Annotated in this window: 25 protein-coding genes; 13 read left to right on the top strand and 12 right to left on the bottom strand. The window is 72.3% G+C overall.

The window, feature by feature from the left end:
* Positions 1-129 precede the first annotated feature (129 nt).
* Together UW392_RS33100 and UW392_RS33095 are read left to right on the top strand one after the other, a co-directional pair.
* A complete protein-coding gene (locus tag UW392_RS33100; protein ID WP_320778884.1) occupies positions 130-1,068 on the top strand; it encodes an asparaginase in 939 nt (312 codons plus the stop codon).
* A gap of 87 nt (positions 1,069-1,155) precedes the next feature.
* Positions 1,156-2,409: a GNAT family N-acetyltransferase gene (locus UW392_RS33095; protein ID WP_320778883.1), complete on the top strand. Its 1,254-nt coding sequence runs from the start codon at positions 1,156-1,158 to the stop codon at positions 2,407-2,409.
* Positions 2,410-2,612: 203 nt separating this feature from the next.
* Here the strand turns inward: UW392_RS33095 and UW392_RS33090 are convergent, their stop codons facing one another.
* Complete coding sequence (locus UW392_RS33090) at positions 2,613-2,798, bottom strand: hypothetical protein (protein ID WP_320778882.1); 186 nt, start codon at positions 2,796-2,798, stop codon at positions 2,613-2,615.
* A 194-nt stretch (positions 2,799-2,992) separates the two neighbouring features.
* Here UW392_RS33090 and UW392_RS33085 point away from each other — a divergent pair, with 194 nt between their 5' ends.
* Positions 2,993-3,907, top strand: a complete 915-nt coding sequence (locus UW392_RS33085) for a FadR/GntR family transcriptional regulator (RefSeq protein WP_320778881.1) — start codon at positions 2,993-2,995, stop codon at positions 3,905-3,907.
* Positions 3,908-3,928: 21 nt separating this feature from the next.
* Here UW392_RS33085 and UW392_RS33080 read toward each other — a convergent pair whose 3' ends face one another.
* Positions 3,929-4,117, bottom strand: coding sequence for a hypothetical protein (locus UW392_RS33080; RefSeq protein ID WP_320778880.1), 189 nt, complete (start codon positions 4,115-4,117; stop codon positions 3,929-3,931).
* Between the two features lie 170 nt (positions 4,118-4,287).
* Here UW392_RS33080 and UW392_RS33075 point away from each other — a divergent pair, with 170 nt between their 5' ends.
* Both UW392_RS33075 and UW392_RS33070 read left to right on the top strand, forming a co-directional pair.
* On the top strand, positions 4,288-5,151 hold the full coding sequence (locus UW392_RS33075) for a winged helix-turn-helix domain-containing protein (RefSeq protein WP_320778879.1): 864 nt from the start codon (positions 4,288-4,290) through the stop codon (positions 5,149-5,151).
* A 29-nt stretch (positions 5,152-5,180) separates the two neighbouring features.
* A complete protein-coding gene (locus tag UW392_RS33070; protein ID WP_320778878.1) occupies positions 5,181-5,885 on the top strand; it encodes an HAD family hydrolase in 705 nt (234 codons plus the stop codon).
* A 10-nt stretch (positions 5,886-5,895) separates the two neighbouring features.
* Here the strand turns inward: UW392_RS33070 and UW392_RS33065 are convergent, their stop codons facing one another.
* Positions 5,896-6,078, bottom strand: coding sequence for a hypothetical protein (locus UW392_RS33065; RefSeq protein ID WP_320778877.1), 183 nt, complete (start codon positions 6,076-6,078; stop codon positions 5,896-5,898).
* Between the two features lie 170 nt (positions 6,079-6,248).
* Between UW392_RS33065 and UW392_RS33060 the strand changes: the two genes are divergently transcribed.
* Entirely contained in the window at positions 6,249-7,115 is an 867-nt protein-coding gene (locus UW392_RS33060) for a winged helix-turn-helix domain-containing protein (RefSeq protein ID WP_320778876.1), read from the top strand.
* On the opposite strand, the gene UW392_RS33055 is transcribed toward UW392_RS33060, so the two are convergent.
* Positions 7,112-7,855 (bottom strand): HAD family phosphatase, encoded by a 744-nt coding sequence (locus UW392_RS33055; RefSeq protein ID WP_320778875.1) that lies wholly within the window; start codon positions 7,853-7,855, stop codon positions 7,112-7,114. The two genes, UW392_RS33060 and UW392_RS33055, sit on opposite strands and share 4 nt — an antisense overlap.
* A gap of 128 nt (positions 7,856-7,983) precedes the next feature.
* On the opposite strand from UW392_RS33055, the gene UW392_RS33050 reads away from it, so the two are divergent.
* Positions 7,984-9,054 (top strand): phosphotransferase, encoded by a 1,071-nt coding sequence (locus UW392_RS33050; RefSeq protein WP_320778874.1) that lies wholly within the window; start codon positions 7,984-7,986, stop codon positions 9,052-9,054.
* A 144-nt stretch (positions 9,055-9,198) separates the two neighbouring features.
* Positions 9,199-10,761: a phosphotransferase gene (locus UW392_RS33045; RefSeq protein WP_320778873.1), complete on the top strand. Its 1,563-nt coding sequence runs from the start codon at positions 9,199-9,201 to the stop codon at positions 10,759-10,761.
* Between the two features lie 122 nt (positions 10,762-10,883).
* Here UW392_RS33045 and UW392_RS33040 read toward each other — a convergent pair whose 3' ends face one another.
* Positions 10,884-11,828, bottom strand: coding sequence for an NAD(P)-dependent oxidoreductase (locus UW392_RS33040; protein ID WP_320778872.1), 945 nt, complete (start codon positions 11,826-11,828; stop codon positions 10,884-10,886).
* Positions 11,829-11,873: 45 nt separating this feature from the next.
* On the opposite strand from UW392_RS33040, the gene UW392_RS33035 reads away from it, so the two are divergent.
* Positions 11,874-12,221: a helix-turn-helix domain-containing protein gene (locus UW392_RS33035; RefSeq protein WP_320778871.1), complete on the top strand. Its 348-nt coding sequence runs from the start codon at positions 11,874-11,876 to the stop codon at positions 12,219-12,221.
* Between the two features lie 79 nt (positions 12,222-12,300).
* Here UW392_RS33035 and UW392_RS33030 read toward each other — a convergent pair whose 3' ends face one another.
* Both UW392_RS33030 and UW392_RS33025 read right to left on the bottom strand, forming a co-directional pair.
* Positions 12,301-13,554, bottom strand: coding sequence for an SGNH/GDSL hydrolase family protein (locus UW392_RS33030; protein ID WP_320778870.1), 1,254 nt, complete (start codon positions 13,552-13,554; stop codon positions 12,301-12,303).
* A 127-nt stretch (positions 13,555-13,681) separates the two neighbouring features.
* A complete protein-coding gene (locus tag UW392_RS33025; RefSeq protein ID WP_320778869.1) occupies positions 13,682-14,260 on the bottom strand; it encodes a TetR/AcrR family transcriptional regulator in 579 nt (192 codons plus the stop codon).
* Between the two features lie 102 nt (positions 14,261-14,362).
* Here UW392_RS33025 and UW392_RS33020 point away from each other — a divergent pair, with 102 nt between their 5' ends.
* The gene (locus tag UW392_RS33020) at positions 14,363-14,857 is read left to right on the top strand and encodes an FBP domain-containing protein (protein WP_320778868.1); all 495 of its coding nucleotides are present in this window, start codon (positions 14,363-14,365) and stop codon (positions 14,855-14,857) included.
* 43 nt (positions 14,858-14,900) lie between these two features.
* Here the strand turns inward: UW392_RS33020 and UW392_RS33015 are convergent, their stop codons facing one another.
* Positions 14,901-15,455, bottom strand: coding sequence for a TetR-like C-terminal domain-containing protein (locus tag UW392_RS33015; RefSeq protein WP_320778867.1), 555 nt, complete (start codon positions 15,453-15,455; stop codon positions 14,901-14,903).
* Positions 15,448-16,359, bottom strand: coding sequence for an alpha/beta hydrolase (locus UW392_RS33010; RefSeq protein ID WP_320778866.1), 912 nt, complete (start codon positions 16,357-16,359; stop codon positions 15,448-15,450). Before UW392_RS33010 ends, UW392_RS33015 begins: the two co-directional genes overlap by 8 nt.
* Positions 16,360-16,517: 158 nt before the next feature.
* Here UW392_RS33010 and UW392_RS33005 point away from each other — a divergent pair, with 158 nt between their 5' ends.
* The 3 genes from UW392_RS33005 (at position 16,518) to UW392_RS32995 (ending at position 18,186) form a co-directional block, all read left to right on the top strand.
* On the top strand, positions 16,518-17,030 hold the full coding sequence (locus UW392_RS33005) for a helix-turn-helix transcriptional regulator (protein WP_320778865.1): 513 nt from the start codon (positions 16,518-16,520) through the stop codon (positions 17,028-17,030).
* 83 nt (positions 17,031-17,113) lie between these two features.
* Positions 17,114-17,734: a hypothetical protein gene (locus UW392_RS33000; RefSeq protein ID WP_320778864.1), complete on the top strand. Its 621-nt coding sequence runs from the start codon at positions 17,114-17,116 to the stop codon at positions 17,732-17,734.
* Between the two features lie 116 nt (positions 17,735-17,850).
* A complete protein-coding gene (locus UW392_RS32995) occupies positions 17,851-18,186 on the top strand; it encodes a DUF2516 family protein (RefSeq protein ID WP_320778863.1) in 336 nt (111 codons plus the stop codon).
* A 156-nt stretch (positions 18,187-18,342) separates the two neighbouring features.
* Here UW392_RS32995 and UW392_RS32990 read toward each other — a convergent pair whose 3' ends face one another.
* From UW392_RS32990 to UW392_RS32980, 3 genes are all read right to left on the bottom strand, one after another.
* Positions 18,343-19,683 (bottom strand): fused response regulator/phosphatase, encoded by a 1,341-nt coding sequence (locus UW392_RS32990; protein WP_320778862.1) that lies wholly within the window; start codon positions 19,681-19,683, stop codon positions 18,343-18,345.
* A 315-nt stretch (positions 19,684-19,998) separates the two neighbouring features.
* The gene (locus tag UW392_RS32985) at positions 19,999-21,132 is read right to left on the bottom strand and encodes an NlpC/P60 family protein (protein ID WP_320778861.1); all 1,134 of its coding nucleotides are present in this window, start codon (positions 21,130-21,132) and stop codon (positions 19,999-20,001) included.
* Positions 21,133-21,298: 166 nt separating this feature from the next.
* Entirely contained in the window at positions 21,299-22,111 is an 813-nt protein-coding gene (locus UW392_RS32980) for a class I SAM-dependent methyltransferase (RefSeq protein WP_320778860.1), read from the bottom strand.
* Positions 22,112-22,362: the final 251 nt, after the last annotated feature.

Raw genomic sequence — 22,362 nt, 5'->3', positions numbered from 1 at the left:
GGGGCGTCTGGGGCGTCTGGGGCGTCTGGGGCGTCTGGGGCGTCTGGGGCGTCTGGGGCGTCTGGGGCGTCTGGGGCGTCTGGGGCGTCTGGGGCGTCTGGGGCGTCTGGGGCGTCTGAGGCGGCCGCCGTGCCGCCCGTCCTCGCCGAGGTCGTGCGGTCCGGGTTCGTCGAGGGGCGGCACCGGGGCAGCCTGGTGCTGCTGGGCCCGGACGGTTCCGTCGAGCTGGCGCTCGGGGACCCCGCCGCCCCCGTCTTCCCGCGCTCCGCCAACAAGCCGATGCAGGCCGCCGGCGTGCTGCGCGCGGGGCTCGACCTGGCGGGCGAGCGGCTCGCGCTGGCGGCCGCGAGTCACTCAGGAGAATCGTTTCACCGCGACCTGGTGCGGAAGATGCTCACCGAGCACGGGCTCGACGCCGGACAGCTCCAGTGCCCGCCCGACCTGCCGCTGGACGCCGAGGAACGGGACACCTACCTGGCCTCGGGCGCCGCACCCGACCGCGTCACCATGAACTGCTCCGGCAAGCACACCGCGATGCTCGCCGTCTGCCTACAGCGCGGCTGGCCCCTGGAGACCTACCTCGACCCCGGCCATCCGCTCCAGCGGATCATCCACGAGGTGGTGGAGGAGGCCGCCGGGGAGCAGGTCGCCGCCGTCGGCACCGACGGGTGCGGGGCGCCCCTGATGGCGATCGGTCTCACCGGGCTGGCCCGCGCCTTCCGCTCCTTCGTGCTCGCCGCGCCCGGTACGGCCGAGCGCCGCGTCGCCGACGCCATGCGCGCCCACCCCGAGTACGTCGCCGGCACCCGCCGCGCCGACACCTGGCTGATGCGGGAGGTGCCCGGCACGCTGTCCAAGATGGGCGCCGAGGCGGTGCAGGCGGTGGCCCTGCCCGACGGCCGCGCCCTCGCCTTCAAGGTGGAGGACGGCAACACGCGGGCGCTCGGCCCCGTCCTGGCCCGCGCGCTGACGCTGCTGGGCGTGGAGGCCGGGGTGGTCGGGCGCATCGGACGGGCGCCGCTGCTGGGCGGGGGGCGCGAAGTGGGGGAGATCCGGGCGGCGTTCTGAGCGGGGTGGCGGGACGCACCCGGTGGTGACGGCAGGGCGTTCGAATATGCCGCGACGGCGGGGCGGTGCCCGGCCTACGGTGATCCCATGAGCAGCCACGCCGACATCGACGTACGACCGATCACGGAAGACGAGATCCCTCAGTGGAACCGGGCGCTGAACACCGGGTTCCTGCGCGTCCCCACCGCGTCCGAGGAGCAGTTGCGGGCCCGGCGCCTTCAGTTCGTCCCCGGCCGGCTGCTGGGGGCCTTCGACGCCGGCCGGTGTGTGGCGACCTTCCGCTCCTTCGACCAGGAGCTCACGGCCGTCGGCGGCGCGCCGGTCCGGGCGGACGCGATCTCCAACGTGACCGTCACCGCCACCCACCGCCGCCGCTCCCTGCTGACCCGCATGATGGCCCAGGACCTCGCGGCGGCGAAGGAACGCGGCGACGTCGTCGCCACGCTGATAGCGGCCGAGTACCCGATATACGGGCGGTACGGCTTCGGCCCCGCCACCACCATGACCGAGTGGGCGATCGACGTGCCCCGGGCGGGACTCGACCCCCGCTGGGGCGGCCCCGGGGACGGCGGCCGCCTCGATCTCGTGGACGGCGAGGACGTCCGCAAGACCGGCCCCGAACTGCACGAGCGGATGCGCCGGGGCATGCCGGGCGCGGTCGACCGCGACGAGCTGTGGTGGCACGCGCGGACGGGGGCCGTACGGTTCGACGACTCCTGGACCGAGCCCTACTACGTCGTGTACCGCTCGGCGGACGGGGAGACCGAGGGCATGGCCGCGTACCGGGTGGACGACACCTGGGGCGACGCCAAGCAGCCGCTGTGCACCGCGACCGTCTCCTGGATGACCACGACGACGCCGGCCGCCGAGCGCGCCCTGTGGCGGTACCTGTGCTCGATCGACTACGTCACGACGGTGAAGACCGGCTGGCGGGCCCCCGACGACCTGCTCCCGTACTTCCTGCCCGACCCGCGCGCGGCCCGCGTCACCACGCAGGCCGACTGGCTGTGGGTGCGGATCCTGGACGTCGCGGCGGCCCTGGAGGCGCGGACGTACGGCGGTACGGGCGTGCTCACCCTGGAGGTCGTGGACCGCGAGGGGCTGACCGGCGGGCGGTGGCGGCTCGATGCGTCCCCGCAGGGGGCGTCCTGTACGGCGGCCACCGGGGAGGCGGACCTGGTCCTGGAGGCGGGCGAGCTGTCGCGGCTGTGGCTGGGCGACGAGTCGGCCGTGCGGCTGGCGGCACTGGGCCGGGTCCGGGAAGAACGAGCGGGCGCCGCCCGGATGGCCGACGCCCTGCTGCGTACTTCCAGGCGACCTTGGTGCCCGGACATGTTCTGAGGGTGCTCCTTCCGCAGGGGACGGGTGGACGGTGTATCCGTAGCGTTCTCTTCTGTTGGGTACCGCGGTTGTTGTTGTGGTGGTGCCGACCCGCTCCGTCCGGATTCCCGGCTCCCCTCCGGAAGGGAGTCCGGACGGCGGGCCCGTCCTCGGTGTTTCAGTACGGCGTATCGGTACCGGCGTCTCAGATCGGTGCCGGCGTCTCAGTTCGACTGGGCGAGCAGCATCACGAGGATGACCGCTCCGATGCCGCTGATCGTGGTGTTCTTCGCCTTGATGCCGATGGACAGCGCGACGAACGCGATAATGCCCATCGGCCCGTATTTCCACTGCACGAGCTGCTCGAAACCGATGGCGAGCGCGGCGACGACGATGGCGACGAGCGGCATGACGGTTCCCCCTTCGGGACGTCCCCCCGCGGGACATGGTCCCAACTGACACGCTCATGGCCAACCCCTCTGAGGTCGGACCATGTTGCTCAAGTTGGCTGCCAACTTACCGCTACTTATTGCCTCTTGGAAGCGGCTCATAACCACCTTCCCGTGAACTGTTTGAACTTGGCGGGAAGTTGTAGGGTTCGTGCGTGGAGCCGGAACACGCCACCGCCAATGGGCGGAAAAGGTCCCAGCGGCCGCAGAGAACCCATCGTGAGGTGGCCGACGAGCTGCGCGCCCGGATCAGGTCCGGCGATCTGCAGCCGGGCCAGCGCATGCCCACGCAGGCCCAGTTGGCGGACGAGTTCGGCGTGGAGCGTGGCACGGTCCGGCAGGCCCTGCGCATCCTGCAGACCGAGCATCTGCTCACCAACGTCTCCAAGGGCAGCCCGGCGACCGTCGCCCCCGACTTCGGGAAAGTGCTGACCGGGCCGCTCGCCGCGCCGCTGCCGACCACGGTCGCCCTCGCTCCCCGGATCGCCGCCGCCTTCGCCGCCGAGCACGTGCGGATCGACGCGCTCTGCCTGACCTCGGTCTCGCTGACCCTCGCCATCGGGGAGCCGCTGCGCGAGATCCACGCCGGTCGGCTGAAACCGGCCAAGATCGACCTGCGCGTCCTGCTGCCCTCGCGGGAGATCGCGCTGGCCTTCCCGGTCCCGGTCGACGGCCGGCCCGAGGGGCCCCCGGCGGACCCCGTCCACCAGCGGTGGCTTGCCCAGCGCAACGCCCAGGGGCAGGTCCTCCAGCACAACCTGCTCTCGCTGCGCTCGACGTACGGGATCGACGTCGACGTGTCGTTCCGGGCGCTCCCCTTCACGCCGCCGATGAAGTTGTACCTGCTCAACGAAGCGGAGGCGCTCTTCGCGTACTACACGCTGAGCCGCAGCCGGCAGGAGACCGAGCAGGGGACCGTGGAGATGTACGACGCCGAGGGCACGCAGTCGGTGCTGTTCGCGTTCGAGCAGGGATCGGGGCCGCGGGACACCGGGTTCGTGGACCAGTCGCGCCGGTGGTTCGAGGCCCTGTGGGAGACGATCAGTTCGGATCTGGTGCTGACCGTCTGAGGCGGACGGGGTACCCGTCGCTCACAGGGCGGGCCGGGCGACCAGCAGGGCGAGCACCACCGCTCCGACGGACGTGACGGACGGGCTCTTGACCTTGATGCCTATGGTGAGCAGGGACAGACCGATGATGCCGGTGGCGCCGTACCTCCAGCCGAGGAACTGGTCGAGGGCGAGGAGGAGGACGGCGGGGACGAAGGTCAGTGCGGGCATGAGTTCCCCCTTGGCAGAGCGGAGGCAAAACGTCCGCCAACTTAGCTAAGTTGGCGACCAACTCTCTCTAAGTTGTCCCACTTGGCTGCTAGCCATAAACAACTTCCAAACAACTCCCCATAGATGGATCACAGTTGTAGTTTTCGGACGTGACTCAGGAGAACGTTGCAGTGGACGGCAGCCAGAGGCGCTCCCCCCAGGAGATCGCCGACGTCCTGCGGGAGCGGATCCGTACCGGCGACCTCAGGGCGGGGGACCGCCTGCCCACGCAGGCGGAGCTGTCCGAGGAGTTCGGGGTGGAGCGCGGGACCGTCCGGCAGGCCCTGCGGTCGCTCCAGGAGGACGGACTGCTCAGCAACGTCAGCAAGGGAAGCCCGCCGCGCATCGCGGTGCCGGCGCCCTCGCGGGGGGAGCCGCAGCCGACGATGGTGGCGCTGGCGCCGCGGATGGCGGAGGCGTTCTCCGTACCGGAGGTGCGGGTGGACGTCGTGTGCCACACGTCGGAGACGCTGATGCTCGCCCTCAGCGAGCCGCTGCGGATGATCCACGAGGGCCGTATCCGCCCGCAGTCCATCGCGTTCCGCATCCTGCTGCCGTCGCAGGACATCGACCTGGCTTTTCCGGTGCCGGTCGCGGGGCGCGGCGCGGAGGGCGCGGACGACCCCGTCCACCAGCGGTGGCTCCAGATGCGGGACGCGCAGGCCCGGGTCCTGCGGCACAATCTGAACGCCGTACGGTCCACGCACCGCGTCGACGTCCGCACGGCCTTCCGGGCGCTGCCGTTCACGCCGCCGGTGAAGCTGTACCTCCTCAACGGGCAGGAGGCGCTGATCGGTTACTACATGCTGACCAGGCGCGAGGAGGAGTGGGAGAGCCGCACGCTGGACATGTACGACGCGCTCGGCTCGCAGTCCCTCCTCTTCTCCTTCCAGAAACACGCGGGCCACCGGGACGCGGCGTTCGTGGAGGAATCCAGGAAGTGGTTCGACGCCCTCTGGGAAACCATCACGACCGACCTGACACTCTCCTGGTGACTTCATACTCATCGACGCAGACTGGACCGGTGGCGACGGACACGGAGCGACTGAGGCGGCTGATCGACGCCGCCGAGGTCGTCATCTGGGACTTCGACGGACCGATATGCCGCCTGTTCGCCGGGTACCCGGCCGGGCAGGTCGCGGCCGACCTGATCGCCTGGCTGGAACGTGGGGGCCGGGGCGGCCTGCCGGCCGCGGCGGGACCGGACAGGGACGATCCCCACGCCGTACTGCGCGCGGTCGGCCGCCGACAGTCCGCCCCCGGCCTCGTCGCGGAACTGGAGGAACGTCTCACCCAGGACGAACTGCGGGCCGCGGTCTCCGCCTGGCCGACCCCGTACGCCGATCCGCTCATCCGCACCTGGACCGCGGTCGGCGCACGTCCGGCCGTCGCGACGAACAACTCGCCGCGCGCTGTGAAGCGCTACCTGGAGAGCCGGGGCCTGCTCGGCTGCTTCGGCCCGCACATCTACGGGCGCACGAGGGAACTCGGCAGCCTCAAGCCCGCCCCGGACACGCTGCTGCGTGCCCTCCGCGCGCGAGATGTCGATCCGTCCGCCGCGCTCTTCATCGGCGATGCCGCCACCGACCACGAGGCCGCTCGCCAGGCGGGCGTCCCCTTCCTCGGGTACGCCCGCGACGAGCGCAAGCGGGAACTGCTGCGGGACGCGGGTGCCGAGGCCGTCGTCGACTCCCTCGAACCGCTGCTGCGGCTGGTGCGCGGCACCTGACCGGGACGGGTCAGGCCTGCGCCATCAGCAGCAGGAAGATCAGGGCGCCGACCGACACGCAGGCCGAGCTCCGCATCCGCATCCCGACGGCGATCAGAGCCAGGCAGGCCAGGGAGACGGCTGCCGGCCGCGAGTGCAGCAGCAGATCGAGCAGTGTCGCGAAGACGACGGACAGCAGTTGGTTCCAGACCATGACTCCCCCAGCGTCACTCCGCGGTGACGATCAACTAGCAGTCCAATTGGACTGGTTGCTGTTGCTGAGAGGGTGCCCTGCGCGGTAGATCGCTTAACGGCCGGTCCAGTTGGACTGACAATGTGACCGAAAGCGGTGTGCCCGTCGGCACGGAGAGGTACGGTCGCCGTGTGGGTGGGAGGAACGGCGGCGACAGCGGTGGCAAGGAGTTCGCCCGCGTAGCGGACGAGCTGCGCTCCCGCATGACCGACGGCACCTATCCGTACGGCTCGACGCTTCCCGCACAGCGAGATATGGCCGAGGAGTTCCGTGTCTCGCGCGACACCGTCCAGCGGGTGCTGCGCGAGCTGGTGAGCGAGAGGTGGATCGAGACGCGGCGGGGCAGTGGCTCCCGCGTCGTCCACCAGCAGCGGATCGACTCCCGGGCGGGCGGTGGGCAGGCCAGTCGGGTGGTCACCCTCGACTCCCTGATGAGCGAGGCGTTCACGCAGCCCGAGGTGACGCTGGACGCCTACACCCTCACCTCCGAGTCCCTCGATGTGCACCTCCGTATCCAGATGGCGCGCATCGAGGCCGGCTACGCCGCCCCGCGCAGCCTCAGAGTGCGTCTGCTGCTGCCCGACGAGGACCTGCCGTCCTCGTACTGGCGCAGTGCGGACCCGTCCGAGGACCGAGCACTGAGGGAGCGCATCCAGAACATCACCCACCGGCACACAGCGTCGCTGCGCGAGACGCTCGACCGCTTGCGGCGCGACGGGCTGGTGCCGTCGGTGGAGTGCGAGATCAAGCACCTGGCCCACGTTCCCACCGAGAAGCTCTACCTGCTCAACGGCGCGTCGCTGCTGCGAGGCTGGTACATGCGCTACCGGCGGGTCATCGAGGTGGACGACGGGCGCCGGATCGCCACCACCGACGTCCGGGGGCTCAGCGCCGGCCTCACCCATTACGTCAAGGGCGACCCGTCCTCGCCCGACACCTTGGTCGTGACCGAAGCGCAGGAGTGGTTCGACGACGTCTGGCAGGACGACAGAACCTAGGAGGAGAGCCCTCCGACCGCCGCGAGAAGCCGGGCGTGCGAGCCGACGACCGCGTCGGCTCCCTCGCGCCGCATCGCCCGCTCACGGGAGACGTCCGCCGTGAAACCGAGGAACCGCGTCCCGGCCGCTTTCGCCGCCCGGAGGTCGGTGAGCTGGTCGCCGACGAGCAGGCAGGTCGGGGCGGAGTCGCGGGACAGGCCGAGATGGTCGAGGGCCCGGCGGACACAGTCGGGGTGGGGCTTCATACGGCGGGCGTCCGCCGGGTCCCTGCCGCAGACCTTCTCGAATTTGTCGTACCTTCCATGCCGCTCAAGATAGGCGCGGATGGGCGCCTCGGCATTGTTGCTCACTACGATCAATTGTTTGTCGAGAGTGTGCAGATTATCGACAAGCTCGAAGATTCCCGGAGTCGGTCGAGCGGTCCGTGCGGCTTTCGCCTCCCGGCGTGTGACAATGCGCTCCGCTTTCCGCAGCGGACGGCGGTTGTTCGGCTTCGGTTCTTTCTGTTCGTACATGTTGCGCAAGGGGCGAAGGATGCCGTGAGAGTCGTCGCAAGCGCTGACTTCCGGGTCGAGTGGTCCCCAGTGCCGCCGGGTGTAGGACTTGATGCGCTCCGCCACCCTCGCCGTGGAGATTCCGGCGAACAGATCACACACCGGGCCGTCGAAGTCGAACAGCACGGTGTTCACCGCGCGGAGCAGGTTCTTGAGGTCGGTCCGGGTGGCGGCCGTGTCTTCCATGAACTCTCCTGATCACCTGGGCTGGAAGCCGGTTCCGCGCTCGTCCGCCGACCGGGTGGAGTAACGTGCAACCCTCTTACCTCAACAGCTCCACCGAAATGGTCAGAACGCGCACAATGGCACCCCAAATGGTTTCCGCCGTCCGCCGGCGGGCCGAGGCGATGAGCGGTGGTGCGGGCCTGATCGAGGGCCCGCTGGAGGGGTACCACCACGAGACGTACGTCCTGTGGCTGCCCGACGGCGGCGGCCCGGTCAAGGTTCGCGAGCCGCGTTCGCGCGTTCTCTGGTTCGACCGCAGATGCTTCCTGTCGGAGGAGGAACTCCTCCGTGATCTGCGGCGGTACCTCCCGCAGGTGCCCGAGGTCATCGAGGTCGGCGACACGGGGCTGCAGCGTTTCATCGTCGGCCGGACGCTCGGCGCGGAACTGCGCGCGGACCCGCGGGTGTCCGGGCCGGTCCTGGAGCAGATCGTCGGCTTGTTCCGGGGCATGGCGGGGATCACCGCCGAGATGCTGTCCGCGCGACGGCGCTGTTCGCCCGCCGACCACTGCGCGGACGGCGACAGCGAGGGCTTCCTGCGGCGGCTCGTGGCCTTCGTGCGGGACGAGGTGTACGCGGCCAACCTGGAGCGGTTCGGCGGACTCTTCCACGATCTGGGCATCGACGACCGCACGCTCGACCGACTGGAGGAACGGGTCTCCGGCCTGACCTCCCGTCCGTTCAGCCTGCTGCACGCGGATCTCCACCATGACAACCTCGTGATCGATCCACGGGGTGGACTGTGGGCCATCGACTGGGAGTTGGCGATGGTCGGCGATCCCCTGTACGACCTGGCCACCCACCTCTATCTCCACCGGTACCCGGCTGATCAGGAACGGTGGACGGTGCGCGAGTGGTGCGCCGCCGTGGAAGCGGTGCGTCCGGGAGCGTCGCGAGGCTGGCAGCGGGACCTGCCGCGGATCACCGAATTCAAGCGTGCACAAAGCGCGTTCACGGACGTGATCCGAGTGGCGATGTCCATTCCCCGAGAATCACCGCTCGGCCGAGCCGATTTCCTCCGTGCGACCGACAGACTCCACCCCATTCTCCGGCGGGCGGCCGAACCGCTCGGCATGGACGAGATCGCCGATCCCGTAAAGATCATGCGGGCGTTGATCAGGTGGCACGCGCGGCCGGACTCACGTACGACGCAGAGCTGAACACGAACGGGTATCCTGTGCCCATACTTTCACTGGACTCAACCACCCCCCTGATGATCCAGTTTCCCATCGGACACTTACCGTGTCTTTCCCTGCGTTATTTCGAACCGTTCTTGAGAACGCCGCACGAAGCCGGGATCCACCATGGGCGAGCACCCTGCCACCCGTCCGTACCAGCGCCGACCGGGCCGTTTCGACAGTGACCGTTCGGGCCCCCGGACACACGCCGACGACGAGCGCATATCGATCACCGTCGGACACCACAACGAGAACCTCCGCGTCGCCGCGGACGAGGACGACGCACGCCGGTACGGAGTACCGGCCGGAACGCTGATGATGGTGCGGACGCACCGGTGGGACGACGCGCCGCTCGTCACCAGAACCTTCTTCGACGAGGGCCGGTTCGTCCGGTCCCTCGGCGGTTCCCTGCTCGCACCCGTCCACCTGGGAGTCAGGGACGAGTCCGAGGTGTACACCTACGTCGTGGGCGACACACTGCGCGACGCCTGCCCGGACGGGCAACCCGTACGGCACGAGGACATCACCGCACTGGCCGCCACCATGGCGGCGATGACCGCCTTCTCCTCGGCGGGACTGCCGCCGCTGCCGCTCAGCTGGCCTCGCGACATCTGGGACAGCCGGGGATTCCTCCAGGCGTACGCGCGGCTCTCCTACGAGCAGATCGTGCGGCCGAACCTGCGCCGTCACGGGTGGCTGTTCCGCGGACTCGGCGTACCCGACGAGGCGTTGGCCGAGTGGGCGGACCGGGTGCCGGCCATGACCCGGCGGCCGTTCTGCGTGCTCCACGGTGACCTGCACCGGGCCAACCTGATCAGGTGCGAGGTGGGGTGCCCCCGGTTCGTCCTGATCGACTGGGAACTGGCCACTTACGGTGACCCGTTGCACGATCTCGCCGTCCACCTGGTGCGGATGCGCTATCCCGCGTGGCAGTGGCGGTCGGTGATCAGCGCCTGGCGGACCGCGATGCTGCGGCTGTGCCCGGCGGCCGTCGCCGATATGGACACCGACCTCTGCCACTACCTCGACTTCGAGCGGGCCCAGTCCGTCTACCCCGACGTCATCCGGGCTGTCCGGGATCTCGGCCGCCGGACCACGGAGGCGGAGCTGACGAAGGCGGTGAAGGAGGTCCGCCGGGCGCTGCTCGCGGCGGCCGGACCGCTGCGACTCACCGACGTGGCCGACGAGCGGCGGGTCGAGGAACTGCTGCGTCACCACATGGCGACCGACGGCCGGACGGTCGACGGGCTCGGTGGCGGCCAGGTGAACCGGCCCCGTGTGCCGTCCTCCCGGTCCGCCACGGATGTCACGCCGATCGCCCCGGCCGCGCGGCAGGCCCCCGCCGGGGCCTCGGCCCGGCCCGGGAACGGTGCGCCGGAGGCCGTCACGTCCTTCCGGCCCGCCGACGGGCGGGGCGGGGTGGCGAGCCCCGTTCCGCTGGGCGGCGACACTCCGGCGCGGGAGACCGCCGCGGCGGGGTCCGGGACGGACTCGCCGTCCGACCGGGCGGCGTGGCTGACTCCGGTCCTGACGGGGACACGGTGGATCGTGGCGGCGGCCGGCCGGCCGGGCCGTCTGACCGGGACGGCGCGGGCGCGGTGCCTGCTCGTCCTGGCACTCTCCGTCCGGTCGACCTTCAACGGTCTGCGGCGCCCCGTCGTCGTGTACGGTCCGGCCTCCGCCTGCTGACGCCGGTAGCGGACCCCGCCCGCCGGCCTGCGAAGCCTCGGCCGTCCGGCTCCCCCGGTACTTCGACACCAAGGAGGACCCTGCCGGGGCCTGCCGGTCTGAGGCGCCCGGGAGCCGGCGTTCTAGCGCCCTCGGGCCCCCGTCCGGCCCAGTACCTCGGCGATCCGCACGAAACCGTCCGTGCCGTGGCCGAGGCCGACGGTGCGGCGGGCCATGCCCTCGGCGGCGCGCATCACGCCCGCGTCGATGCCGTGCGCCTCGGAGACCCGTACGACGTGCTCCATCGTCGACACCGCCGAGGTGAGCGGGTTGCCCTCGCCGGAGAACGTGCCCGCGTCCGCCTCCCGGGCCGTCTCCTCGAACTGGCCCGGCAGGATCGCGCCGATGCCCCGCGCGAACGGCGCCAGCTCCCGCGCGCCGATGCCCTCCGCGCGGGCCACCGCGAGGGCGTGCGCGTACCCGGCCATCGCCGTCCAGAAGATGTCGAGCAGCGCGATGTCGTACGCCGCCGCCCGGCCGACCTCCTCGCCGAGGTGGGTGTGCGTGCCGCCGAGCGCGTCGAGGACCGGCCGGTGCTCCTCGTACAGGGCGGCGGGGCCGCTGTGCAGGAACACCGCGGCGGGCGTCCCGATGGTGGGGGTCGGCGTCATGATCGCGCCGTCCAGGTAGCGGACACCGTGCCCGGCGGCCCACTCGGCGCTCTCCCGGGCGCGGTCCGGTACGTCGGCGGACAGGTTCACCACCGTGCGCCCCTTGAGCGCGGTGGCGACCTCCGCCCGGCGCAGGATCGCGTCCGCCGCGTCGTAGTCGACGACGCAGACCACGGTCAGGCCGCTCGCGGCGACCGCCTCGGCGGCGGAGGGCGCGGACACGGCACCCCGCGCGACGAGTTCGCCGTCGCGGCCCGGCGTACGGTTCCAGACCGTGGTGCGTACGCCCGCGGCCAGGAACGCCCCGGCCAGGGCGCGGCCCATCGGCCCCAGGCCCAGCACGGTGACGGAAGGGTCGGGGTGGCCGGGACGGCCGGGATGGCCGGGGCGGCCGGCTTGGTTGGCGTGCGAGGGCATGGTTGAACTCCTCAACGGGACATTCAGTGACGAATGGGGTACGGGATGACGCGACGACGTCAGGACACGGACGTCTGCGGAGTGACCGCCGCGATCGCCGTGATCGACGGCAAGTGGAAGACCGCGCTGCTCTGGCTGCTGGAGAGCGGCCCGCGGCGGCCGGCGGAACTGCGCCGCGCGCTGCCGGGCCTCAGCGAGAAGGTGCTGACCGAGGCGCTGCGCGAGATGGCGGCGGACGGACTGGTCCACCGGGAGGTCCACGACGTACTGCCGCTGAGGACCGAGTACTCCCTCACCGCGTTCGGCCGTGACCTCGCCGAGGCGCTGGCGCCCCTCTCCGACTGGGGGCACCGTCGCCTGGAGCGGCTCACCGGGTCGGTCCCGGCCTCCTGAACGGACCCTTCCGGCCGCTCCTCCACCAGGGTCGGTCAGCCGTGGGCGCGCTGCCAAGTACCCACAAAAAGGTGGGTACTCAGCGGGTGCGCGGGCCGGACGGGCCGAGTGGGCCGAACGGGCCGTCCTGGGCGAAGGCGAGGGCGGCGAAGCGGTCGCCGACGCGCAGGTGCGTGGCGGCGTCCGGGTGCAGCCCGTCGGGCAGCGGGAGTTCGGCGTGGTCGTCCGCGCCGTACAGCGAACGGCCGTCCAGGTGGTGGAGGTTCGGGTCGTCGGCCCGGCGCTCCCGCACGATGCGGGCGAGTTCCTCGCGGATCACGGTGAGGGTGAGCTTCCCGGCGGCGACCTCGGCCGGGTCGCCGGTGGCCTTGAAGCCCAGGCGGCCTTCGGCGAGACCGGACAGGTCGAAGGCGGCCGGGCCGGGGGTCTCCTCGTGGATCGGGCAGTACAGCGGGGAGACCACCAGCAGCGGCGCGGTGGGATGGCCCTCGCGGACCGTGTCGAGGAAACCGTGCACCGCCGGGCCGAAGGCGCGCAGCCGCATCAGATCGGCGTTGACGAGGTTGATGCCGATCTTGACGCTGATCAGGTCGGCGGGGGTGTCCCGCATCGCGCGGGCGGTGAACGGGTCGAGCAGCGCGCTGCCCGCCAGGCCCAGGTTGACCAGCTCGGCACCGGCCAGCAGGGCGGCGCGGACCGGCCAGACGCCGGTGGGCCGTACCGCGTTCGAGCCGTGGCTGATCGAACTGCCGTGGTGCAGCCACACCTTGCGGCCCCGGTCCGCCACGGGAGCCACGGCCGCGTCGGTGCGCAGCGCGACCAGCTCGGTCGTCTCGTTGTGCGGCAGCCAGATCTCGACGTCCTTCTCCCGGTCCGGCAGGCCCGTGAAGCGCAGGACGGCCGGTTCGCCGGGGTGGTGCTCGGCGGCCCCGGTCGCCAGGTCCACGGTGAGGGTGTCGCCGCCGGCGGCGGTCGCCTCGCCGTGCGGGACGCCGTCGACCAGGAGGTCGTAGACGCCGTCCGGGCGGGGCGGGGCGCCGGGGTGGACACGCTTGGTGGGCAGCGTCTCCAGCTCCACGGTGGTCGCCCGGGTGCGGAAGGCCAGCCGTACGCCGGAGGGCTGGCTCTCGGCCTGCGCGAGCTGCGGGTCGGCGCACTGGGCGCGGGCACGGGCGGGCAGCCGGTGCGGCAGCAGACCGCGGCCGGTGCGCTCCAGGTCGAGCGCGCCGCGCACGAGGGCGGCGGCGGGGGGTGCGGTGAGGGATGTGGTGAAGGGGGTGGTGTGGGATGTGGTGAGGGATGTGGTGATCTGGGCGTCGTGCTCGGTGCGCATGGGAGGGGCCTGTCGGTCGGGGCCGGTCGAGGGATCGGGGCGAGGTCCGTCGCAGGTCAGGGGCGGGGGCTGGCGCCGGTAAGAGGGCGGGGACCGGCGCCGGTAAGAGGGCGGGGTCCGGTGCCGGTCAGGGAGCGGGCTGTCCGGGCCAGTTGCGCAGCAGCGCGTCGAGGGCGTCGAGGACGCGCGGCCAGGACTCCTCGGGGCCGGGGCCGCTGTGGCTGAAGCTGCCGCCGATTTCCATGGTGACGTAGCCGTAGAAGACGCTGCCGAGCAGCCGCACGGCGTGGGTCCGGTCCGCCTCGGGGAGGTCGTAGCCGCGCAGCAGCGCCCGCGTCATCCGGGACTGCCGTACGCCCGCGCTCGTGGCGGCGGTCTCCGGGTCGAGCCGGAGCTGCGCCGCGGCGAAGCGGCCGGGGTGCTCCCGGGCGTAGTCGCGGTAGACGTCGGCCAGAGCGGTCAGCGCCTCCTTGCCGGCCCGGCCCGCGACCGCGTCGGCGGCCCGGTCGGCCATCTCCTCCAGCGCGAGCAGGGCGATGCCGGTCCGCAGGTCCTGGGAGTTGCGGACGTGCGAGTAGAGGCTCGCCACCTTCACGTCGAACCGTCTGGCCAGCGCCGAGACGGTCACCTGGTCGAACCCGGTCTCGTCGGCCAGCTCGGCACCCGCGCGGAGCAGCCGCTCCCTGGTCAGTCCCGCCCGTGCCATGACGATCTCTCCTCGGCCCAGCCATCTGTCGCTTACCTAAAGCAGTATGCGGCTGCCTAAAACCTTTAGGCAAAAATCGTCGGCTGTACTACCGTCGACGGCATGGAACCTCTGACCGAACCCGAGATCCGCGCCGCGTTCGTCAACCGCACCAAGGGTGAGGCCAAGCGACTCCACGTCCCGCGCGACCTGGCCGAACGGCCCTGGACCGACCTGGACTTCCTGGGCTGGCGCGACCCGCAGGCACCCGACCGCGCCTACCTCGTGGCGCCGCTGGACGACGGACTCGCGGGTGTCGCCCTGCGCTCGCCCGCCGCGATGCCGGGACGGGCCCGCAGCAGCATGTGCTCGGTATGCCTGACCACCCACACCGGCGGCGTCTCCCTGATGGTCGCCCCCAAGGCGGGCAAGGCCGGACAGCAGGGCAACTCGGTGGGCGTCTACCTCTGCACCGACCTCGCCTGCTCGCTGTACGTCCGAGGGCTGCGCAGCGCGGGGCCCGGCGCGCGGCTGCACGAGTCGCTGACCCTGGAGGAGAAGATCCAGCGGACGATGGACCAGGTCACGGCGTTCGTGGGCCAGGTGCGGGCCGGCTGACGGCGTACGGGCCTGCGCGCGGTACGCACGAGCCGGCCGATGGTCATCGCGGTGTGCCGAGTCCCGACGCGATCATGCGGATCAGCAGGTCGTAGCTGTCGTCCAGCTTCTCCGGGAGGCCGAAGCCGCCCTCGGCCTCCAGTACGGCGAAGCCGTGGACGGCGGCGCGCAGGCACCGGGCGGCGTGGATCGCGTCCGAGTCCTTGAGGCCGTAGGCGCGCAGCGTGGCGGTGATGACGCCGAGCAGCCGTTCGGCGGGCTCGGCGGTGTGCGGCTCCGGGCGCTGGATGAGGGCCCGGTAGCGGGCCGGGTGCTGCTGTACGTACTCCCGCCAGGCCGTCATGAACGCGCGGGTCGCCTCGTCGGCGGAGCGGCCGAGCACGGCCCGGCCGGACCGCTCGGCGAGTTCCTCGGCGACCCGGGCCGAGACCAGTCCGCGCAGGTCGGCGAGGCTGCGTACGTGTTTGTAGAGGGAGGGAGTGGCGACCCCGGCCCGGCCGGCCACCGCGGCCAGGGTGAGGGACTCGGGACCGCGCTCGTCGATGATCTCCATCGCCGTGTCCACGACGGCGGCCGGGGAGAGGGCGGCCCTAGCCACGGGCACCTCCGGCCTCGGAACCGTGCGTGCCGGCCTCGGCCTCGGAACCGTGCGTGCCGGCCTCGGAGTCGCCGTTCGTGTTCTCGGGCGTGCCCAGGAAGTCCGTGATCAGTCCGGCCACCGCGTCCGGGAACTGCGCGTGCGCGTAGTGCCCCGCGCCCTCGACCAGTTCCAGGCGTCCGACCCCCTCGGGCAGGCGCGCGAGGATGGCCGCCCCCTCTGCGGCCGGGTCCGGCCAGTCCGGGTCGAGCGTGCCCATGATGACCAGAACGGGCTGCCGTACGTCGGCGAGCCGCGCGTCGGCGTCGCCCGGCGCCGCCATGCCGGTGCGGGCGAAGGCGGCCATCCGGCCGGGCCGGCGCAGGTCCGCCTCCACTGCCGCGACGTGCGCGGCGTACCCCGCGGGCTTGGTGCCCGGGTAGGCGTGGTCCAGGTACCGCTTCCACAGGCCGAGGCTGCGCAGCAGACCGGCGCCCATCAGCAGGAGCATGCCCTTGCGGTGCCGGGCGTCGCTCACCAGCGCCCGCACGTCGATCTTCTGGTTGCGGGTGAACGGCCCGATCTCGACCACCGCGTCGACCAGTTCGGGCGCGCGGGCCGCGGCGATGGTGGCGGCGCCGCCGCCGAAGGAGTGGCCGACGACGACGGCGGGCCCGCCCAGGTGCCGGATCAGGGCGAGGACGTCGTCCGCCGTGTCGCCGCGCGTGTACGACGGCCAGTCGGCGCTGGACTCGCCGTGGCCGCGCAGATCCATCGCGGCGACCCGGTACCCGGCCGTCACGAGGCGGTCGCCCGTCTCCCGGAAGGCGGCCCGGCTGTTGCCGATGCCGTGCACGAGGACGACGAGCGGGCCGTCGCCCGCCACCTCGTACGCCAGCGTGCCGCCCTCGACCCGGAGGGTCATGGTCGTTCCCGTACCCGTCGATCGCGCCTCGTTAATGTTCATAGCCATGAGGCTAATGCCATTAGCCGCGCAACGCCACCCCTCGGGCCGCGACGCGGTGAAACACTCTTGCAAGCAGCGTGCTTGCAAGAGTTAGCAAAGTCGTGCATCGTGGAGACATGGCATCGCTCAACGTCGGCAACCTCGGTGAGTACCTGCGCGAGCAGCGGCGCAACGCGCAGCTGTCGCTGCGGCAGCTCGCCGACGCGGCGGGAGTGTCGAACCCGTACCTGAGCCAGATCGAGCGCGGGCTGCGCAAGCCGAGCGCGGAGGTGCTCCAGCAGGTCGCCAAGGCGCTGCGCATCTCCGCCGAGACGCTGTACGTGCGGGCCGGCATCCTCGACGCCGAGCGGGACCGCGACGAGGTGGAGACGCGTGCCGTCCTCCTCGCGGACCCCACGCTCACCGAACGGCAGAAGCAGGTACTGCTCCAGATCTACGAGTCCTTCCGCAAGGAGAACGGCTACCCGGCCGACGCGCCGGGGTCGCAGGACACGCAGGACACGCAGGCCGTGTTGGACGTGTCCGGTACGGCCGACGCCGCGGACGTGCGCGCGGCGGCGGAGCGGAAGGTCTCCCCGGGCGATGCCGCCCCCGACGACGACGTCGCACCGCGACGGACGGCCGGGTGAGGAGAAGCGGCCTCCGGCCGGCCGGCCCAGCGCGGAAGCACCAACCCACCCTCATTCCACAGCGTTCCGGGAGGACCGTCACCATGGCCATCACCGACGACCTGCGCAAGACCCTCAGCGACCCCACGCCGCTCTACTTCGCCGCCGGCACCGCCGACCTGGCGTGGCAGCAGGCGAAGAAGGTGCCCGTCCTGGTGGACCAACTGCGCGCCGAGGCGCCGGCCCGCATCGACGCCGTGCGCAACACCGACCCCAAGGCCGTGCAGGAGAAGGCGACCGCCCGCGTCAAGGAGACGCAGGGGACGCTGCAGACCAAGGTCAACGAGATCATCGGCACCTTCGACACCGACCTCAGGAAGCTCGGCGAGAGCGCCCAGGACTTCGCGCTGCGCGGGGTCGGCGTCGCCGCCGAGTACGCCGTGAAGGCCCGCGAGGCGTACGAGAAGGTCGCCGAGCACGGCGAGCAGACCGTGCGTGTCTGGCGCGGCCAGGCCGCCGAGGGCATCGAGGACGTCGCCGAGGAGGTCGAGGAGCTGGCCGTCGCGGTCGAGCCCAAGGCCGAGCCGGTCACCGTCGAGGAGGAGAAGCCCGCCACGGCCGCCTCCTCCGCGCCCGGGGCGAAGAAGACGCCGGCCGCCCGCAAGGCCCCGGCGAAGAAGACCGCCACCGCCTCCACCGCGAAGAAGTCGCCTTCGGGCAAGTGACGCGGTGAGCGAAGGACCGGATGGGACGGACCGGGCACCTCTGGGGTGTCCGGTCCGTTCTCCGGGTACGGTGACGGCGTAGGGACGACCCGAGTCTGGTGGTGGACGTTGTGCTGATGCAGGGATTCGCCGGCTTCATGTGGCTGCTGAGCATCGCCCTGATCGTTTTCAGCGGCTTCGCGTTGGTCGACGCCGCCACGCGCCGCGAGGACGCCTATCGCGCGGCGGACAAGAAGACCAAGCCGTTCTGGCTGATCGTCCTCGGGCTCGCCTTCGTGGTGAACCTGATCTTCAACATCCTGTCGTTCCTGCCGATCATCGGCCTCATCGCGACCATCGTGTACATGGTCGACGTACGCCCCGCGCTGCGCGGCCTGCCGGGCGGGGGCCGCAGCACCCGCCGCGGCTCCAGCAGCGACGGCCCGTACGGCCCGTACAACGGCGGCCGCTGAGACCGCTCCGGAGGCGAGCACCCCGCCGGGCCCGGTCCATCCGGTCCATCCGGTCCATCCGGGCCCAGGGCATCCAAGACCACGGCATGCGGGCCCAGGGCATCCAGCCCAGGGCATCCGGTCACGGGCGGCCCCGCGGGCCGGGAACAGGCCCGTTCACGACTCCCGGGCGCGGTCCAGCAGGACCACCGCCACGTCGTCGGCCAGTTCGCCGCCGTTCAGCTCCCGCACCTCGTTGACGGCCGCCCGCAGCAGTCCCTCGCCGCTCAGCCCGTCGGAGAGCTTGCGGCGCACCAGCTCCACCATCCCGTCCTGGCCGAGCCGCTCCCGGCCCCGGCCGGTGTGCCCCTCGATCAGACCGTCGGTGTAGAGCATCAGGCTCCACTCGGGCCCCAGCTCCACCTGCCGGCGCGGCCACCGCGCGCCCGGCAGCAGCCCGAGCGCCGGGCCGTTGTCGTCGTACGGCAGCAGCCGCGCGGGCACGCCGGGGCCGAAGACCAGCGGCGCCGGATGACCGGCCAGGCACAGGCCCGCGCCGCGGCCGTGCGGCGCGATGTCCACCGTGCACAGCGTCGCGAAGATCTCGTCGTCCGCGCGCTCGTGCTCCAGCACCTCCTGCAACGTGCCCAGCAGCTGATCACCGCTGAGCCCGGCCAGCGTCAGCGCGCGCCACGCGATCCGCAGCTCCACGCCGAGCGCGGCCTCGTCCGGGCCGTGGCCGCAGACGTCGCCGATCATGGCGTGCACGGTGCCGTCGGGGGTGCGCACGACGTCGTAGAAGTCACCGCCGAGCAGGGCCCGGGAGCGGCCGGGGCGGTAGCGGGCGGCGAAGCGCAGTGAGGAGCCGTCGAGGAGCGGCGTCGGCAGCAGGCCGCGCTCCAGGCGGGCGTTCTCCTGCGCGCGCAGCCGGCCCTCGGCCAGTCGCCGCTCGGCCGAGTCGGACCGCTTGCGCTCGACGGCGTAGCGGATCGCCCGGCTCAGCAGGCGGTTGTCCAGCTCCTCGCGGAAGAGGTAGTCCTGCGCGCCGACCGCCACGGCCTCCGCGCCGCGCTCGGCGTCGGTCGACGCGGTGAGCGCGAGCACGGCGTGCCGGGGCGCCAGCTCCAGTACGTGCTTGAGCACCGACAGCTCGTCGTCGGTGCCGGCCGCCCGGCCGGGGGAGGGCAGGGCGAGGTCCAGCAGGATGCAGTGGACGTCGTCGGTCAGCAGCCGCTCGGCCTCGGTGAGGTTGCGGGCGGTACGGACCCGGATCGGCCTGCCGGACTGGTCGAGCAGGTCGGGCACGATCGGGGAGCCGCCCGGGTCGTCCTCGATGAGCAGCAGGGTGAGGTGGGTGTGCGGGGCGGTCTCGGGCGCGGGCGCGGGTGCCGGGGCGTCCTCGCGCGGCGCGGCCTGCGGGACCTGTTCGACGGAGGGGCCGCCGCCAGGGGACGCGGCCTGCGCCTGACCACTCTCCACGGCCGGGATCGCTCTCTGCCGCGGTACGGGTACGGGCATCGTCCTGGGTTCCTTCCCTCCCCCCGAGGGCATGGCGGGGCGAGGGACCTCGACCCACCGACGGGTGACCATAGCGGGTCGGCGGCGCCCGGCGGAATGGCGCGCGGCACGCCGTCACGCCAACGGCCACTGTCATATGCCGCGATTCCCGCCGCAGTTGGACAGCGGTGCGGGGGCCCCGGAATGACAAAGGTCACGTGGTGTTAGGGGGCCTTCGAGACCCGCGCGTGGGGTCGGTCACGTGGCGCGGGTCACGCGGATGCCGGCGTCGGTCAGGGGGATTCCGGCGTCGGACTCGGACAGAGGGATGGGGGATCACGCCTCGGGGCGGACCACCCCGAGGATCGGCATCGTGCCCGCCCCGGTGATCGTCACGGAGCGTCCCGGGCGGGGCGCGTGCACGACCTTGCCGTCACCGACGTACATCCCGACGTGGCTGGCGTCCTCGAAGTAGATGATCAGGTCGCCGGGGAGCATGTCCTCGGTGGCGACGCGCTCCAGCTGCCGCCACTGCTGCTGCGAGGTGCGCGGGATGCCCTGTCCGGCGGCGGCCCAGGCCCGCGAGGTCAGCCCCGAGCAGTCGAACGCCTTCGGACCCTCGGCGCCCCACACGTACGGCTTGCCGACCTGCGCCGTGGCGTACTCGACCGCCTTCTCGCCCAGCTCGGTGGCCTTCCCCGCCTTTCCGGCCTTCCCCGCCTTTTTCAGCGCGCCGGAGTCGAGCCAGGCGTTCTGCGCCCGCTCCTCGGCCTCGCGCTCCAGCCGGGCGAGGCGCTCCTTCTCCTCCTGCGCCAGCTCCGACTCCAGCTTCTCGGCCGCCTTCACCCGCTCCTCGACCGTCTGCCGCGCGTCGGCCTTCGCCCTGCGGTTGGCCTCCAGCTTCTTCCACTGGGCGGCGGCGTCGGCGGCGTACGTCTTCAGCGCCGTCTGCGCGCGCTTCGTCTCGGTGATCAGGGCCTTGACGGCGCGCTCGCCCTGGAGCACCCGGCCCGTGTTGTCGAGGAACTCCTCCGGGTCGTCGCTCAGTATCAGCCTGGCCTCGTCGGGCAGCCCGCCGGAGCGGTACTGCGCGCGGGCCGCGGCGGCGGCGCGCGCCTGGAGTTCCGTCAGCTTCTCCCGGACGGCGGCGATCCGCTCGGCCAGCTCGGCGACCTCGGCGGACTGCTGCTCGGCCTTCTCCTCGGCCGCGTTGTAGGCGTCGGTGGCGGCCGCGGCCTCGCGGTAGAGGAGGTCGAGCTCCTCGCGTACGGCTTCGAGGTCGTCGTCGGTCGCGGCGGCGCCGTCGGTGTCCGCGGCGGTGCCGGTGGCGGTGGCCGTCGGGGCGGGGGTGGGGGAGGAGGGGGCCGCGAACGCCGTGCCCGGTGCCGCCAGCGCCGTGACCGCGCCGGCCACGACGACGGCCGTGGTGATCAGACCCCGCTTGCCCGGTCCCCGCCTGCCCGCTGCCATACCTCTGCCCCCCGGTTAACCGCCAGTAACTTGCGTTCCCAGGGGATCGTGCCATGCCGGTCGGCGAAGCGACAGGGGCCGTCGAGGGCGGAGGGACGTCAGGTGCGGAGGGGCGTCAGGTGCGTAGGGACGTCAGGTGGGGAGGGACGTCAGGTACTGAAGGGCCTCAGGTGCGCGGGGCCAGGGCGGCCCACTCCACCGTCACCTCGCCCTGCCGCCACCGCGCGGGCCCGTCCGTCACCGGCCAGTCGGCGGTGAGGTCCCGTACCGCGCGCATCCAGCGCTGGCGGGCACCGTAGGAGGCGTACGGCGCGGCGGCGGCCCAGGCGCGGTCGAAGTCGCGAAGGAAGGCGTGGACCGGCTCGCCGGGGACGTTGCGGTGGATGAGCGCCTTCGGCAGCCGCTCGGCGAGGTCGGAGGGGCGGTCGAGGGAGCCCAGCCGGGTCGCGAGGGTGACGGTGCGCGGTCCCTCGGGGCCCAGCGCCACCCAGACGTGCCGCCGGCCGATCTCGTCGCAGGTGCCCTCGACCAGCAGGCCACCCCGGGAGTGCTCCGTCGCCGGTGCCAGCCGCGCGCACAGCCGCCGCCAGACGCCGGCGACCTCGGCCTCGTCGTACTGGCGCAGCACGTTCGCCGCGCGGATCAGCAGCGGGCGCCCGGCCAGCGGCACCTCGAAGCCGCCGTGCCGGAAGACGAGACCCTCGCGCGCGTACGGCTCGGCCGCCGCGACCCGCGCCGGGTCGATCTCGATGCCGACGACACGCGCGCGTGGCGCCGCCTCCCGCAGCCGGCGCAGCAGCTCCACCGCGGTCCAGGGCGCCGCCCCGTAGCCGAGGTCGACGGCGACCGGGTCAGCGGCCCGCCGCAGCTCGGCACCGTGGTGGGCCGCGATCCAGCGGTCCATGCGCCGCAGCCGGTTCGGATTGGTCGTCCCGCGCGTGACGGTGCCCTGCGGGCGGGTCGAGGCGCGGGTCGGCATGGACACGAGGGTATGCGGCCCGGCCGGACCGGAGGATTCCGGGACCGCTGACCGGCGCATCCCGGGGCACTCGGTACAAGACGTACGGCCGAGCGCGCGACGTTCCCGCGACGTGCACGCAGCCGTGCATCGAACGGTTGAGCGACCGGCGGTAATGATTCAGCAAAGGCGGCGAAACCGGAATGAGGCACAGCGCTCCCGCGTTGCACTCCCGTGGAGGGCGGCCGCTGCCCTCCGTCAGGCTGCGCGCA

The organism is Streptomyces sp. CRN 30 (assembly GCF_034105845.1).
The sequence above is the reverse complement of the archived record's forward strand: the minus strand, read 5'-3'. Positions and strand labels throughout refer to the sequence as shown.

Bases quoted from the DNA above. Each gene is read 5' to 3' on its own strand.
- UW392_RS33095 (WP_320778883.1), top strand. From the start codon at position 1,156: ATGAGCAGCCACGCCGACATCGACGTACGACCGATCACGGAAGACGAG.
- UW392_RS33090 (WP_320778882.1), bottom strand. From the start codon at position 2,798: ATGCCGCTCGTCGCCATCGTCGTCGCCGCGCTCGCCATCGGTTTCGAG.
- UW392_RS33080 (WP_320778880.1), bottom strand. From the start codon at position 4,117: ATGCCCGCACTGACCTTCGTCCCCGCCGTCCTCCTCCTCGCCCTCGAC.
- UW392_RS33065 (WP_320778877.1), bottom strand. From the start codon at position 6,078: ATGGTCTGGAACCAACTGCTGTCCGTCGTCTTCGCGACACTGCTCGAT.
- UW392_RS33055 (WP_320778875.1), bottom strand. From the start codon at position 7,855: ATGGAAGACACGGCCGCCACCCGGACCGACCTCAAGAACCTGCTCCGC.
- UW392_RS33050 (WP_320778874.1), top strand. From the start codon at position 7,984: ATGGTTTCCGCCGTCCGCCGGCGGGCCGAGGCGATGAGCGGTGGTGCG.
- UW392_RS33045 (WP_320778873.1), top strand. From the start codon at position 9,199: ATGGGCGAGCACCCTGCCACCCGTCCGTACCAGCGCCGACCGGGCCGT.
- UW392_RS33040 (WP_320778872.1), bottom strand. From the start codon at position 11,828: ATGCCCTCGCACGCCAACCAAGCCGGCCGCCCCGGCCATCCCGGCCGT.
- UW392_RS33035 (WP_320778871.1), top strand. From the start codon at position 11,874: ATGACGCGACGACGTCAGGACACGGACGTCTGCGGAGTGACCGCCGCG.
- UW392_RS33030 (WP_320778870.1), bottom strand. From the start codon at position 13,554: ATGCGCACCGAGCACGACGCCCAGATCACCACATCCCTCACCACATCC.
- UW392_RS33025 (WP_320778869.1), bottom strand. From the start codon at position 14,260: ATGGCACGGGCGGGACTGACCAGGGAGCGGCTGCTCCGCGCGGGTGCC.
- UW392_RS33020 (WP_320778868.1), top strand. From the start codon at position 14,363: ATGGAACCTCTGACCGAACCCGAGATCCGCGCCGCGTTCGTCAACCGC.
- UW392_RS33010 (WP_320778866.1), bottom strand. From the start codon at position 16,359: ATGACCCTCCGGGTCGAGGGCGGCACGCTGGCGTACGAGGTGGCGGGC.
- UW392_RS33005 (WP_320778865.1), top strand. From the start codon at position 16,518: ATGGCATCGCTCAACGTCGGCAACCTCGGTGAGTACCTGCGCGAGCAG.
- UW392_RS33000 (WP_320778864.1), top strand. From the start codon at position 17,114: ATGGCCATCACCGACGACCTGCGCAAGACCCTCAGCGACCCCACGCCG.
- UW392_RS32995 (WP_320778863.1), top strand. From the start codon at position 17,851: ATGCAGGGATTCGCCGGCTTCATGTGGCTGCTGAGCATCGCCCTGATC.
- UW392_RS32990 (WP_320778862.1), bottom strand. From the start codon at position 19,683: ATGCCCGTACCCGTACCGCGGCAGAGAGCGATCCCGGCCGTGGAGAGT.
- UW392_RS32985 (WP_320778861.1), bottom strand. From the start codon at position 21,132: ATGGCAGCGGGCAGGCGGGGACCGGGCAAGCGGGGTCTGATCACCACG.
- UW392_RS32980 (WP_320778860.1), bottom strand. From the start codon at position 22,111: ATGCCGACCCGCGCCTCGACCCGCCCGCAGGGCACCGTCACGCGCGGG.